This window comes from Streptomyces sp. NBC_01176 (genome assembly GCF_045039825.1).
In the GTDB taxonomy this organism is placed as follows: Bacteria; Actinomycetota; Actinomycetes; order Streptomycetales; family Streptomycetaceae; genus Streptomyces.
In genome coordinates this window covers 6,992,021-7,006,317 of the sequence record NZ_CP108600.1, presented here as the reverse complement: position 1 = coordinate 7,006,317, position 14,297 = coordinate 6,992,021, and the positions used below count along the sequence as shown (strand labels likewise).

At 70.0% G+C, this 14,297-nt stretch carries 10 protein-coding genes; 6 read left to right on the top strand and 4 right to left on the bottom strand.

Annotation, left to right across the window (positions count from 1 at the left end):
• Nucleotides 1-230 precede the first annotated feature (230 nt).
• Entirely contained in the window at nt 231-1,448 is a 1,218-nt protein-coding gene (locus tag OG199_RS30280) for an NYN domain-containing protein (protein ID WP_356809344.1), read from the bottom strand.
• 229 nt (nt 1,449-1,677) lie between these two features.
• Here OG199_RS30280 and OG199_RS30275 point away from each other — a divergent pair, with 229 nt between their 5' ends.
• Nucleotides 1,678-1,854, top strand: coding sequence for a hypothetical protein (locus tag OG199_RS30275; RefSeq protein WP_187285986.1), 177 nt, complete (start codon nt 1,678-1,680; stop codon nt 1,852-1,854).
• 95 nt (nt 1,855-1,949) lie between these two features.
• On the opposite strand, the gene dnaE is transcribed toward OG199_RS30275, so the two are convergent.
• Nucleotides 1,950-5,489, bottom strand: coding sequence for a DNA polymerase III subunit alpha (dnaE, locus tag OG199_RS30270; RefSeq protein ID WP_266698528.1), 3,540 nt, complete (start codon nt 5,487-5,489; stop codon nt 1,950-1,952).
• Nucleotides 5,490-5,779: 290 nt separating this feature from the next.
• On the opposite strand from dnaE, the gene OG199_RS30265 reads away from it, so the two are divergent.
• The 4 genes from OG199_RS30265 to OG199_RS30250 all read left to right on the top strand — a co-directional run bounded on the left by OG199_RS30265 (nt 5,780) and on the right by OG199_RS30250 (nt 10,571).
• Nucleotides 5,780-7,108 (top strand): DUF2252 domain-containing protein, encoded by a 1,329-nt coding sequence (locus OG199_RS30265; RefSeq protein ID WP_356800472.1) that lies wholly within the window; start codon nt 5,780-5,782, stop codon nt 7,106-7,108.
• A gap of 92 nt (nt 7,109-7,200) precedes the next feature.
• Nucleotides 7,201-7,881 carry a hypothetical protein gene (locus OG199_RS30260; RefSeq protein WP_356800471.1) on the top strand — a complete coding sequence of 227 codons (681 nt, stop codon included), beginning with the start codon at nt 7,201-7,203 and terminating at the stop codon, nt 7,879-7,881.
• A gap of 79 nt (nt 7,882-7,960) precedes the next feature.
• Nucleotides 7,961-8,773 carry a DsbA family protein gene (locus OG199_RS30255; protein ID WP_356800470.1) on the top strand — a complete coding sequence of 271 codons (813 nt, stop codon included), beginning with the start codon at nt 7,961-7,963 and terminating at the stop codon, nt 8,771-8,773.
• 130 nt (nt 8,774-8,903) lie between these two features.
• Nucleotides 8,904-10,571, top strand: coding sequence for an alkaline phosphatase D family protein (locus OG199_RS30250; RefSeq protein WP_405832135.1), 1,668 nt, complete (start codon nt 8,904-8,906; stop codon nt 10,569-10,571).
• 86 nt (nt 10,572-10,657) lie between these two features.
• Here the strand turns inward: OG199_RS30250 and OG199_RS30245 are convergent, their stop codons facing one another.
• Complete coding sequence (locus OG199_RS30245) at nt 10,658-11,233, bottom strand: dienelactone hydrolase family protein (protein WP_401798650.1); 576 nt, start codon at nt 11,231-11,233, stop codon at nt 10,658-10,660.
• 108 nt (nt 11,234-11,341) lie between these two features.
• Between OG199_RS30245 and OG199_RS30240 the strand changes: the two genes are divergently transcribed.
• On the top strand, nt 11,342-12,484 hold the full coding sequence (locus tag OG199_RS30240; protein WP_356800468.1) for a mechanosensitive ion channel domain-containing protein: 1,143 nt from the start codon (nt 11,342-11,344) through the stop codon (nt 12,482-12,484).
• Nucleotides 12,485-12,663: 179 nt separating this feature from the next.
• Here the strand turns inward: OG199_RS30240 and OG199_RS30235 are convergent, their stop codons facing one another.
• On the bottom strand, nt 12,664-14,250 hold the full coding sequence (locus OG199_RS30235; protein WP_266698539.1) for a Na+/H+ antiporter: 1,587 nt from the start codon (nt 14,248-14,250) through the stop codon (nt 12,664-12,666).
• Between the last annotated feature and the right edge of the window lie 47 nt (nt 14,251-14,297).

Here is a 14,297-nt window from a genome sequence, read left to right as displayed (position 1 = left end):
GCCCCGTTATGCTCCCGGGGCCCTCGCCTCAGCCCGGTCCCGAGCGGCGCCGGACCGACTCTCCAGCCCGGCATGCGCCCGGCACGGTCTTCCACGGAGCCGGGCCCGGCGGGTCCCCCAGGAGGGCCCGTGGCCAGGTGACCAGCTCCCACCCTCCCGCGGCGGAAGAGCGGACGCAGGCTCGACGGGGGGTTCAACGGGGACACGACGGGGCTACGACGGCTCCCCCGTCACTCCCCGGCGGGGGCGTGCTCCGCGGCCGTACGCACGTCGATCTCGCGCCAGAAGCCCGCCCGGATGGCATACCGGTCGTGCTCGTCGATCTGGTCGTCCTTGTGCGCGAGCAGTCCGAACCGCGCGGCGTAGCGCAGCAGCTCGCCGTCGACGCGGTGCGGGACGCGCGGGTACATCGCGGACAGCTTCTGCAGATGGCTCTGGTCCGTCAGCCGCCCCATCCAGCGGCGCGCGAAGACCTGTCCGACCTCGTAGGGGTCGCCGCCGACCGTGGTGATGTCCTCCTCCCGGTCGGCCCAGCGCTGCTCGGCGGAGGTGAGCTGGGCGAGCGTGGGCAGTGCGGCGGCCTCGGCGGACTCCGTGGTGCCCCCCGGCCGCTCGATCCACCCCTTGTCGGAGGACCAGCGCAGGGTGGCGCTGGTGGGGGGCTGGGCGGCCTGGACGCCGGGCGCGCGCAGTGCGGCGAGGTCCTTGGGGGTGGGGACGCCCTTGGGGGCGGGTACACGCTCCTCGGCGCCGTTCTGCGACTCGGCTGCCGGGTCGTGCTCCGCGTCCTGGGCGGGGCGCTCCGCGGAGCCGGCGAGCGAGGAGTCGGGCAGTGGAGCGGAGAGGATCGCGGCGATCTCGGGACGCGGCGCGGGCGGTGGCGCGCAGATCCCGCCGATCTCCTTGGCCCGTACGGCCTTGGTGATCCAGGCCCGGTCCAGCACCCGCCGCTCGTCGGCCTCGGCGACCAGGTCCTCGGACTGGTTGTAGTCCCCGTCGGCGGCCTGCACGGCCCACAGGTGCACGGCGACACCGTGCTCCTTGGCGGCCATCATGCCCGGCAGCAGATCCCCGTCGCCGGTCACCAGGACCACGTCGGAGCAGGCGCGGTTGCGGGCGAGTTCGGTGAGCTCGGCGTGCATGGCGGCGTCGACGCCCTTCTGCGCCCACCGTCCGTCGCTGCGGGTCAGCGCGCCGAGGCGCACCGTCACCCGCGGCATCACCCTGAGCCTGCGGTGCTCCGGCTGCGGTACGCGGTCGGGGGCGCCGTCGAACCAGTAGATACGCAGCAGGGGCCGCTCCGTGTCGGATTCGGCACGGTCGCGCAGCCCCTGGATGAGGGCGCCGTGGTCGACGGTGATCCGGGATCTCGAGGGCTCTCCGGCCAGGAGACTGGCGGCAGCACCGAGCAGATACCCGGCGTCCACCAGGACGATGCAGCGGTCCACGCGGTCCACCCTCTTTCCGGTTTCCGGGAGGTTTGCTTCGGGCTTCCTTCGAGTCTGCCCGACGCCGTGGAGGTTAACGGCCCGAACTCGATCTTCGGCGTGGCGTATCAGGAGATAACGCTCCGACAGGGCTTATTACGCACGGTAATTCTCCGAAATGCACTGCTTGTCAGGCTATGTGAATCTGGATCCGGCCCTGACCCCTCGGGCCCCACAGGAGGCAATCACCATGGCCAAGAACAAGAACCGCAAGCAGGGCAGCCAGCAGGACCGCTCCTCTCAGGCCGAACGCGCGCAGGAGCAGGCGCAGCGGTCCTCGACGGAGGCGCACACCCCGATGTCACAGGGACAGGGCAGCCCCGCGGACGTAGCCCGCAAGCACCAGAAGCGCTTCGGCCACAACTGAGCCGCGCGTAAGGGCTGTTGAAGCCCATGCACACACCGAGGGGCGCATCCGGTCTTGGATGCGCCCCTCGTCGTGCACCTCTCTCCCCGCCGGTCTCAGCCCGCCAGGCAGGACGGGCCCAACAGGACCTTCAGGTCGCCGAAGAGGGCCGGATCCGGCTTCACCCGGTGCCGGTCGAGGCGCAGGACGGTGGTCTTGCGCGGACCCTGGAGCCTGATGCGCACCTCGCTCTCGCCCCGGTGGTGGCTGAGGATCTCACCGAGCCTGCTGACCATGGGCGGAGTGACCTTCAGCGCCGGGATGGTGAGGATCACGGGGGCGTTGGTGCCCGCGTTGGACAGGTCCGGGACCTGGAGTTCCATCGCGACGAGGCGCGGCACGTCCTCGCGCTTGTCGAGGCGTCCCTTGACGAAGACGACGGCGTCCTCGACGAGTTGGGTGGACACCAGCTGGTAGGTCGCGGGGAAGAACATGCACTCGATGGAGCCCGCGAGGTCCTCCACGGTGGCGATCGCCCAGGCGTTGCCCTGCTTGGTCATCTTGCGCTGCAGGCCGGAGATGATGCCGCCGATGGTGACGACGGCGCCGTCCGCGTGCTCACCGCCGGTGAGCTGGGAGATGCCCGCGTCCGCCTTGTCGGACAGCACGTGCTCCAGGCCGAAGAGCGGGTGGTCGGAGACGTAGAGACCGAGCATCTCCCGTTCCTGGGCGAGCAGATAGGCCTTGTCCCACTCGTCGGCGGTGAACTCGACGTCGAGTCCGAAGCCGGGCTCGCTGGTGTCCTCCTCGCCCATGCCGCCGAAGAGGTCGAACTGGCCCTCGGCCTCCTTGCGCTTGACCTGCACCACGTTGTCGATCATCGGCTCGAACTGCGCGGTGAGGCCCTTGCGGGTGTGCCCCATGGTGTCGAACGCGCCGGCCTTGATCAGCGATTCCGTGGTGCGCTTGTTGCAGGCGACGGCCTCGACCTTGTCGAGGTAGTCGGGGAAGGAGGCGTACTTCCCCTTGGCCTTGCGGCTCTTGATGATCGACTCGACGACGTTCGTGCCGACGTTGCGGACGGCGGAGAGGCCGAAGAGGATCACGTCGTCGCCCTGGGCGGCGAAGTTCTGCTCCGACTCGTTGACGTTCGGCGGCAGCACCTTGATGCCCATGCGCCGGCACTCGTTGAGGTAGATCGCGGACTTGTCCTTGTCGTCCTTGACCGAGGTGAGCAGACCGGCCATGTACTCGGCCGGGTAGTTCGCCTTCAGGTAGGCGGTCCAGTACGAGACCAGGCCGTACGCGGCCGAGTGCGCCTTGTTGAACGCGTAGCCGGCGAAGGGGACCAGCACGTCCCACAGGGCCTGGATCGCCTCGTCGCTGTAGCCCTTGTCCCGGGCGCCCTTCTGGAAGAGGACGAAGTTCTTGGCCAGTTCGTCGGGCTTCTTCTTGCCCATCACGCGGCGCAGGATGTCGGCCTCGCCGAGCGAGTAACCGGCGATGATCTGGGCGGCCTTCTGCACCTGCTCCTGGTAGACGATCAGGCCGTAGGTGACGGCCAGGACCTCTTCGAGGGGCTCCTCCAGCTCCTTGTGGATCGGGGTGATCTCCTGGAGCTTGTTCTTGCGGAGCGCGTAGTTCGTGTGCGAGTCCATGCCCATCGGGCCGGGACGGTAGAGCGCCGAGACGGCGGAGATGTCCTCGAAGTTGTCGGGCTTCATCAGGCGCAGCAGGGAGCGCATGGGGCCGCCGTCGAACTGGAAGACGCCGAGGGTGTCGCCGCGCTGGAGCAGTTCGAAGGTCGTCGGATCGTCGAGCGGGAGGGCCAGCAGGTCGAGGTCGATGCCCTTGTTGGACTTCACCATCTTGACGGCGTCGTCCATGATCGTCAGGTTGCGCAGGCCGAGGAAGTCCATCTTCAGCAGGCCGAGCGACTCGCACTGCGGGTAGTCCCACTGCGTGATGGTCACGCCGTCGGTGTGCCGGACCCAGACCGGGGCGTGGTCGACGATGGGCTCGCTGGACATGATGACGCCGGCGGCGTGCACGCCCATCTGTCGGACCAGGCCCTCGACGCCCTTGGCGGTGTCGATGACCTTCTTCACGTCCGGCTCGTTCTCGTACATCGCCCGGATCTCGCCGGCCTCGCTGTAGCGGGGGTGCGAGGAGTCGGTGATGCCGTTCAGGTCGATGCCCTTGCCGAGGACGTCCGCGGGCATCGCCTTGGTGAGGCGGTCGCCCATCGCGTACGGGTAGCCCAGCACGCGTGCGGAGTCCTTGATGGCGTTCTTCGCCTTGATCTTGCCGTAGGTGCCGATCATGGCGACCTTGTCGGCGCCGTACTTCTCGGTCACGTACCTGATCACCTCGACGCGCCTGCGCTCGTCGAAGTCGATGTCGACGTCGGGCATGGAGACGCGCTCGGGGTTGAGGAACCGCTCGAAGATCAGTCCGTGCGGGATGGGGTCGAGGTCGGTGATGCCCATGGCGTACGCCACGATCGAACCGGCCGCGGAACCACGGCCCGGGCCCACCGCGATGCCCTGCTTCTTGGCCCACATGATGAAGTCCGCGACGACGAGGAAGTACCCCGGGAACCCCATCTGGATGATGACGTCCATCTCGTACTCGGCCTGCTTCTGGCGGTCGTCGGGGACGCCGCCGGGGAAGCGGCGCTCCATGCCGAGGCGGACCTCCTCCTGGAACCAGGTGACCTCGGTGAAGCCCTCGGGGATGTCGAACTTCGGCATGAGGTTCTTCGCCTCGAACATGCCGGTCGTGTCGATCTGCTCGGCGACCAGGAGGGTGTTGGCGCAGCCCTGCTGCCAGGCGTCCGAGGAGTCGACCGCGTACATCTCGTCCGTCGACTTCAGGTAGTAACCGGTGCCGTCGAAGCGGAAGCGGTCCGGGTCGGAGAGGTTCTTGCCGGTCTGGATGCAGAGCAGGGCGTCGTGCGCGGTCGCCTCGTGCGCGTACGTGTAGTGCGAGTCGTTCGTCACCAGGGGCGGGATGCCGAGCTTCTTGCCGATCTCCAGGAGGCCGTCGCGGACCCGGCGCTCGATCTCGATGCCGTGGTCCATCAGCTCGAGGAAGTAGCGGTCCTTGCCGAAGATGTCCTGGTACTCGGCGGCCGACTTCAGGGCCTCGTCGAACTGGCCGAGGCGCAGCCGGGTCTGGAGCTCGCCGGAGGGGCAGCCGGTGGAGGCGATGAGCCCCTCGGACCACTGGGAGATGGTCTCCTTGTCCATCCGGGGCCACTTCTGGAGCCAGCCCTCGGCGTAGGCGTCCGAGGAGAGCTTGAAGAGGTTGTGCAGTCCCGTCCGGTTGGCCGCCCAGATCGTCTTGTGGGTGTAACCGCCCGAACCGGACACGTCGTCGCGCTTCTGGTGCGGCTGGCCCCACTGGATCTTGCGCTTGTTGCGCCGGGACTCCGGGGCGACGTACGCCTCGATGCCGATGATCGGCGTGACGCCCGCCTTCTTGGCCGTGTGGAAGAAGTCGTACGCCCCGTGGAGGTTGCCGTGGTCGCTCATGGCGATGTGTGTCATGCCCATCTCATTGCAGGCATCGAACATGTCCTTGAGCCGCGCGGCACCGTCCAGCAGCGAGTACTGGGTGTGGACGTGCAGGTGCGTGAACGGCGGCTTCGACACGGCTTCGGCCTCCAAGAAGAACGATCGGCGACAGTCTGGGGGACAGCGTCGAAGTCTATGACGCCCGACTGACAGCTGAGATGAACACTGCGACGCGAGGTGCCCCGGGACGCCCCGCGGCCGCGGTGGCCGGGTGACGGGCGGCCGGATCGGCCGTACCTTCGTGCGGGGAACGCGGGCACTCCCGCGTACCTTCGTCCGTTGGGAGGACGAAGGCGTCCGTCCCGGGTGGACGGCTCTGTCGTCCTTCCCTCATGTCACGCACCACCTGCACCAGGAGGCACCCAGCGATGTCGGTCCCGCAGCTCAGCGCCGAGCAACGCGGCGAGCAGATCCTCGCCGTCTTCGACACCGCCTTCGGCGAGCTCCTGGCCGCCGACCCGGCCGCGTTCCGCGTGAAGTTCCGCAAGATGGCGGCCTCCGCCTTCGCGTTCTACCGGGGCACGGCGGGGCTCTTCTACCACGACCTCGAGGCCGACCGGCGGGGCGGCCCGTACCTGGACGAGCGGACCTCCCGGGTGTGGATCCACGGCGACCTGCACGCCGAGAACTTCGGCACGTACATGGACGCCCAGGGTCGCCTGATCTTCAACGTGAACGACTTCGACGAGGCGTACGTCGGCCCCTTCACCTGGGACCTCAAGCGCTTCGCCGCCTCCGTGGCCCTCATCGGCTACGCCAAGGCGCTCAGTGACGAGCAGATCACCGAGCTGGTCACGGTGTACGCGACCGCCTACCGCGAGCGCATCCACTCCCTCGCCACCGGCGCCAAGAGCGACGAGGTGCCGCCCTTCACGCTGGACACCGCCGAGGGCCCGCTGCTGGACGCGCTGCGCGACGCCCGCTCGCTGACCCGCTTCGGGCTGCTCGACTCGATGACCGAGATCCGTGACTTCGAGCGCCGCTTCGCCCCCGGCGGCGGCTCCATCGAGCTGGACGCGGCCACCCGCTACAAGGTGCTCGCCGCCTTCGACGGCTATCTGGAGACGCTCCCCGAGTCCTCGCTCGCCCGCCCGGACTCGTACCGCGTGAAGGACGTCGTCGGCCGCCGCGGCATCGGCATCGGCTCGGCCGGTCTGCCCTCGTACAACATCCTGCTGGAGGGCAACAGCGACGCGCTGGAGAACGACGTCGTGATCTACATCAAGCAGGCCCAGACCCCGGCCGTCTCCCGGCACATCACGGACTCCTCGATCCGTGACTACTTCCAGCACGAGGGCCACCGCACGGTGATCTCCCAGCGCGCGCTGCAGGCGCACGCCGACCCGTGGCTGGGCTGGACCGAACTGGACGGCGCGGGCCAGCTCGTCGCCGAGGTCTCGCCGTACGCGGTGGACCTGGACTGGAGCGACATCGACGACCCGGAGGAGATCGCCTCGGTCGTCGCGGACCTCGGCCGGGCCACGGCGGCGATGCACGCGGCGGCCGACGACGACAGCGGCCACTCGGAGCTGGTGCCGTTCTCCACGGAGCGTGCCATCGACGCGGCGATCGCGGCCGACGAGGAGGGCTTCGCCGCCCTCCTGGTCGACTTCGCGCACAGCTACGGCGCACGCGCGCGCGGCGACCACCAGATCTTCGTGGACCTGTTCCGCAACGGCCGGATCCCCGGCCTGTAGGCACGCCGGACGACGGACTCACAACGCTCCCGTAACACATAGGAACCCTTTAGGGAGCTCTTACGGGAGCCCGTGGGACACTCGGCTCCGCTATGGACATATCCGGGACCCAGCTCAGAGCCGTGCGCGCGGCACTGTTCACGGCTGTCGTCGTGACGCTCTCCGCCGCGTCGCACGTGCTGCTGTCCCGGGTCGCGCTGCCGCTGGGCACCGTGGCCGCGATCACCGCCGCCGTCTTCGTCATCGCGTACGCGCTGGCGGGCCGCGAACGCGGCTTCGGGCGGATCGCGGCCCTGCTCATCCCGCTGGAGCTGGCCGCCGACACGGTCTTCACCACGGGCCAGCACGTCTGTTACGGCAGGGCGGGCGGCCCCGTCGCGGGCCCGCTGCGCGCCGTCGGCCTCGACGTGCTGTGCGGCGGCAGCGTGGGCGCGCCGCTGGCCCGCGTGACCGGCGGCGACGACCGCGCCGCCACCCTGCTCGTGCACACCGACCCGGCCGCCGCCTGGCTGCTGCTCGCCGCGCACGTCGGCGTCGGGCTCCTCGCCGCCGCCTGGCTGCGCCGCGGCGAGCGGGCCCTGGACCAACTGCTGCGCGCCGTCGCCGCGTCCACCTTCCGGCCGCTGCTGATCGCGGCCGCCGCGGTGACCGTACGACTGACCCCGGTACGCCGGCTCCCGCGCCCCGCGCGCCGGAGCACCCCCGCCCGTACGCGCCTGTTCGTGCACTCACTGGGACGGCGTGGCCCGCCCCGCTCGGCCGCTCTCGCCTGAGCGACAGCACCTGAGCACCAGCGGTCCCCCTTACGTATCCCGCGTACGACGAGTACGCGCCCCCATGGAGATCACCAACATGAGCAAGCGGAACAGCCAGGCGGCCAAGTCGGCGGCGCGCGAGAAGCTGCGTATCGAGCGCGAGCGCCAGGCCAGGCGCGACCGGATCAAGCGCCAGGCCATCGTGGCCGGCGGCATCGTCGCCGTCCTCGCGATAGCGGGCGGCGTCGGCTACGCGGTCGTGCAGAACAACAAGCCCGGATACTGGGAAGCCGCCAAGGACGACAAGCTCGTCAAGCCGGCCAACACCACCGGCGCCGACGGCACCACCGTCGTGCTCGGCAAGAGCACCGCCAAGAAGACCCTGGTGATGTACGAGGACCCGCGCTGCCCGATCTGCGCCCAGTTCGAGCAGACCGTCGGCACGACCCTCAAGAAGGACTACGACGACGGCAAGTTCAAGATCGAGTACGTCGGCGCCACGTTCATCGACAACGGCAGCCCCGGCGTGGGCTCGAAGAACGCCCTCAGCGCCATGGGTGCCGCGCTGAACGTGAGCCCCGAGGCCTTCCTGGAGTACAAGACCGCGCTGTACTCCGCGAAGTACCACCCGGAGGAGACGGACGACAAGTTCAAGAGCGACGACTACCTGATCAAGGTCGCCGACACGGTCTCCGCCCTCAAGGGCAACGCGGCCTTCGAGAAGGCCGTGAAGGACGGCACCTACGACAAGTGGGCGCTCGACATGTCCGAGAAGTTCAACAAGAGCGGCGTGCAGGGCACTCCGACCCTGAAGATGGACGGCAAGACGCTGACGGGCTCCGACGGCAAGAACGCGCCGATGACCGTCGCCGACTTCACGACGGCGATCGACAAGGCTCTCGCCGCCTGATCCGTCGGGCGGTACCGAAGCGCCGTCCGCAGCGGTGGCGCCGGGCCGAAATTGTCCAGCAGTCGAAGAGCGGGCGAACTTTCCCGGTTCGCCCGCTCATTGCGTGTACCGGTCGGTAACCTGACCGCTCGTGACCAGTCGCTTCAGCTCATCCAACCCCTCGGGCGCCGTCAACTCCCGCGCCCCGCGCCGCCGTACGGTCGTCAAGGCCGCGGCCGCCACCGCCGTCCTCGCCGCCCCGCTCGCGGCCGCCCTGCCGGCCCGCGCCGCCGAGGCGCCCGCCTTCCTGCACGGCGTCGCCTCCGGCGACCCGCTGCCGGACGGCATCCTGCTGTGGACCCGGGTGACCCCCACCTCCGCGGCGATACCCGGCTCCGGCATCGGCCCGGACACCGAGGTCAGCTGGACCGTCGCCAAGGACAAGGCGTTCACCACGATCGTCGCCAAGGGCTCCCTCACCGCGACGGCCGCCTCCGACCACACCGTCAAGGCCGACATCCGCGGCCTGGAACCGGCCACCGACTACTGGTTCCGCTTCTCCGCCGGCGGCACCGACTCGCCCGTCGCCCACACCCGCACCACGCCGGCCGCCGACGCCTCCGTGGCCGGTCTGCGCTTCGGCGTGGTCTCCTGCGCCAACTGGGAGGCCGGCTACTTCTCGGCGTACCGCCACCTCGCGGCCCGGGGCGACCTGGACGCCTGGCTGCACCTCGGCGACTACATCTACGAGTACAAGTCCGGCGAGTACGGCACCCGCGGCACGGTGGTACGGCCGCACGCCCCCGCCAACGAGATCCTCACCCTCGCCGACTACCGCACCCGGCACGGCCGTTACAAGACCGACCCGGACCTCCAGGCCCTGCACCACAAGGCGCCGGTCGTGGCCATCTGGGACGACCACGAGTTCGCCGACAACGCCTGGTCGGGCGGCGCGGTCAACCACACCGAGGGCGCCGAGGGCACCTGGACCGCCCGTCAGGCCGCCGCGAAGCAGGCCTACTTCGAGTGGATGCCGGTCCGCCCGGCGATCGAGGGCACCACCTACCGCCGGCTGCGCTTCGGCAAACTGGCCGACCTCTCCCTGCTCGACCTGCGCTCCTTCCGCTCCCAGCAGGCGTCCACGGCCAGCGGCTCGGTCGACGACCCGGACCGTACGATCACCGGCCGCGCGCAGCTCGACTGGCTGAAGTCCGGACTCAAGGCCTCGGACACCACCTGGCGGCTGGTCGGCAACTCGGTGATGATCTCGCCGTTCGCGGTGGGTTCCCTCTCGGCCGACCTGCTCAAGCCGCTCGCCAAGCTGCTCGGCCTGCCGCAGGAGGGCATCGCCCTCAACACCGACCAGTGGGACGGCTACACCGACGACCGCCGCGAACTCCTCGCGCACCTGCGCTCCAACGCCATCCGCAACACGGTCTTCCTGACCGGTGACATCCACATGGCGTGGGCCAACGACGTGCCGGTGGACGCCGGTACGTACCCGCTCTCCGCCTCCGCCGCCACGGAGTTCGTCGTCACCTCGATGACCTCCGACAACCTCGACGACATCGTCAAGGTCCCCGAGGGCGTCGTGTCGGCGATCGCCTCCCCCGTCATCCGCGCGGCGAACCGGCACGTCCACTGGGTCGACACCGACCGCCACGGGTACGGCGTCCTGGACGTCACCGCCGCCCGGGCGCAGATGGACTACTACGTGATCTCCGACCGCGCGAACCCGAACGCCACCTCGTCCTGGACCCGTTCGTACCGCACGCCGAGCGGATCGCAGACGGTGGAGCGGACCTACGACCCGGTGTAGACACGGCTCACGGTCTCCTGACCGCGGTCACCGCCACTGGCCACTAGCCACTGGCCACGCGCCTACGGCTACGGCTACGGCTACGGCTACGGCTGGAGGCTGTCGAGGAAGCCGAGCGCCACCTTCCAGGTGGCCTCGGCCGCCTCGGCGTCGTAGTCGGGCAGATCGGGGTCGGTGTAGAGATGACCGGCTCCCGCGTACCGATAGATCTCCACGTCGGCGCCCGCTCTCTGCATCTGCAGATACCAGGCGCCCAGCCAGTCGTCCGTCTCGAACTGGTCGGGCTCGGCGACATGGAGCTGGACCGGCAGCTCGTCCACCGACGCGTTCTCCGCGATGTCCGACGTGCCGTGCAGCAGGAGCAGCCCGCGGGCCTTCTCGTCGCCGAGGGCCAGGGTCTGCGCGAGGGAGGCGCCGAGGGAGAACCCGGCGTAGACCAGACCCCGGTCCGAATAGGGCGCGGCGGCCAGGACCGCGCGCTTGAGCAGCTCGACCTTGCCGATGCCTTCGTTGAAGGCCATGCCCTCCTCCACGGTCCCGAAGGTGCGCCCCTCGAAGAGGTCGGGCGTCCACACCTCGTGTCCCGCGGCCCGCAGCCGGTCCGCCGCCGCGTGCACCGCAGGCCGCAGACCGTACGTCGAGTGAAAGAGCATGATGTTCATGAGTCCCATGGTGCCAGCCGGCACCGACAGTGACGGGCGCAGGGCCTACCCCGTTCCCCCGCGACAACACATGTTCATGACCGCCCGCGGCCGGTTACGTTCTCAGGCATGGAGAACGTACTGCGCCCGGTGATCGTCGTCGGCGGCTCGGTCGTGCTCGCACTGCTCATCGGGTGGTCCGTGGACCGCCTGCTGCGCCGGGTGGACGACCGTCACAGCGAGACCTCCCTGTGGGGCCTGCTCCGCCGGGGCCGCATCCCCTTCCAGCTGGTCCTGTTCGCGGCCCTGCTCAGAGGCTCGTACGACGAGGCCAAGCTGCTGGTGGAGCACCGGATCGGCATCGGCAGGACCCTGACCCTGATCCTGATCGGCGCCGCCGCCTGGCTGGTGGTGAGCATCGCGACGGCGGTCGTCGACACCTCGTACTCCCGCTACGCGAACGCGCACCGCGACCCGGCGCGGGTGCGCCGGGTGCGCACCCAGGTCGCGCTGATACAGCGGGTGGTCACCGCGGTCGTCGGCGTCGTCGCGATCGCCGCGATGCTGCTCACCTTCCCGGCGATGCGCGCGGCCGGCGCCTCACTGCTCGCCTCGGCCGGCATCCTCGGCATCGTCGCCGGTGTCGCCGCCCAGTCCACACTGGCGAATCTCTTCGCCGGACTGCAGATCGCCTTCGGCGACATGGTGCGTCTCGGTGACACGGTGGTCGTGGACGGCGAATGGGGCACGGTCGAGGAGATCACTCTGACGTTCCTGACGGTCCGGACCTGGGACGAGCGCCGGATCACCATGCCGGTCTCGTACTTCACCTCGAAGCCCTTCGAGAACTGGTCGCGCGGCACCCCTCAGATGACCGGCATCGTCTTCTTCCACCTCGACCACAGCGCACCGGTCGAGGCCATGCGGGAGAGGTTGCGGGACATCCTGCGCGAGTGCCCGGCCTGGGACGGCCGTGACTACGGACTGGCGGTCACCGACTCGACGCCCAACACCATCCAGGTGCGCGCCCTGGTCACGGCCAAGGACGCGGACGACATCTGGACGGTACGGGTCACGGTGCGCGAGCGGATGATCCGCTGGCTCACCGAGAAGCATCCCTACGCCCTCCCCCGCGTCAACACGGCGGAGGCGGTACTGCCGCCGGGGCAGCACCCCGGCCCGAACCGCACCGAGCCCGACGGCGCGGCGACCACCCGCCACAACCACGCCCACACCCCCGGCCCCTCACGCACGGGCCCGGGCCGCGGCTGACCCCACCGACCGCCCGCGACCGCCCCGATCCCGATCCCGCGGTCGCGGTCGCGGTCGGGGTCGGGTCGCGGTCGCAGGCGTCGGCAGCGGGAACCCCCTCCGGCACCCCCTACCACCCGGGCGAACCGAAAGCGGACGGCGCGCGGGCGGGAGAACGCCCTCCCGGGGCCCGCGCACCGTCAGCGCAGACTGCGCACGTCCAGATGCCGCAGTACCCGGTCCACGATCTCCGGATCCGCCCCCGGCTCACTGCGCGCGGACAGCACCTCGTGCCGGGCCGCGCTCATCATCTCCCCCTGGATGCGCCGGATCCGCTTGATCCGCCGCGCCCGCTGCTCGTACGCCTCGCGCCGTTCCTCGTCCCCCAGGTCCGGACTGATCCGCGTCCCGATGTCGAAGGCCCGCCGCAGCAACTGTTCGGACACCTCCTCCGACAGCTCCTCGACCTCCTCGATCTCCTTCAGCCTCCGCTTCGCGGCCTTGGCCGCCCGGATCGCCAGCTCCTTCTCGAAGGCCTTCTCGACGTCCTCGTCGGCCCGCACCCCGAGCCGCCTGACGAGCCACGGCAGGGTGAGCCCCTGCAGCACGAGCGTCGCCATGATCACGCCGAACGCGATGAACACGATCTCGTCCCGGTCGGGGAACGGCGACCCGTCGTCCATCTTCAGCGGAATCGCCAGCGCGAGGGCCACGGAGGCGACCCCCCGCATCCCCGACCACCACATCACCACGGTCTCCCGCCACGACGTGGGGATCTCCTCGTCGTAGTCCCGTTTCGCGTGCAGCCGTTTCGTCAGCGCCGTCGCCGGCAGCAGCCACGCCAGCCGTACGAGCACGACGACGGCGACGATCGCGGCCGCCCACCCGAGCATCTCGCCCCACCGTCCGGCCGCCGTCCGGATCGCGTTGTGCAGCTCCAGTCCGATCAGTCCGAACGCGACGCCGGTGACGAGCGTGTCCACCACGTCCCAGAACGTGTGCCCGGCGAGCCGGGTCATGACGTCGTCGGCGTCGGTGGCGTACTCCGCCAGGAACAGCGCGGTGGTGAGCACGGCGAGCACCCCGGAGCCGTGCAGCTCCTCCGCCAGGACGTACGCGGCGTAGGGCACCAGCAGCGTCAGCCCGATCTGCAGCGTGGCGTCGCCGAGCAGGTCCATCAGCTTGTTCGCGGCCCACCCCAGGCCCACCCCGGCGGCGATCGCGACGACCGCGGAGAGCACCAGGTCGAGCCCGGCCCGCCAGGGAGAGAAGGAGCCGCTCACGGCCGCGGCGATCGCGACGTGGTAGAGCACGATGGCCGTCACGTCGTTGAAGAGCCCCTCACCCTCCAGGATCGACACCAGCCGGCGGGGCAGCCCGAGCTGCCCCGCGACGGCGGTCGCGGCGACCGGGTCGGGCGGCGCCACGAGCGCGCCCAGCGCCACGGCGGCGGCGATCGGCAGCCCCGGCACGATCGTGTTGGCGACCACCGCCACCGCCGCGGTGGTGAGGAACACCAGCGCCACGGCCAGCAGGAAGATCGGCCGCTTGTTGGCGGTGAACTGTCTCCACGAGGTCCGCCGCACCGACGCGTACAGCAGCGGCGGCAACAGCAGGGGCAGGATCAGGTCCGGCCGGATGTCCACGTTGGGCACGAAGTCCAGCACGGCCAGCACGATCCCGAGGAGCGTCATCAGCACCGGCGCCGGCAGCCCGAAGCGGTCCCCCACCGGGACGCTCACCACGGCCCCGAGCAAGAGCACGAACAACAGGGCCAACTGATCCACGGTCAGCGCTCCCGCGAGGTCTAGGCGATCAAGGAGGGGCCGGACCC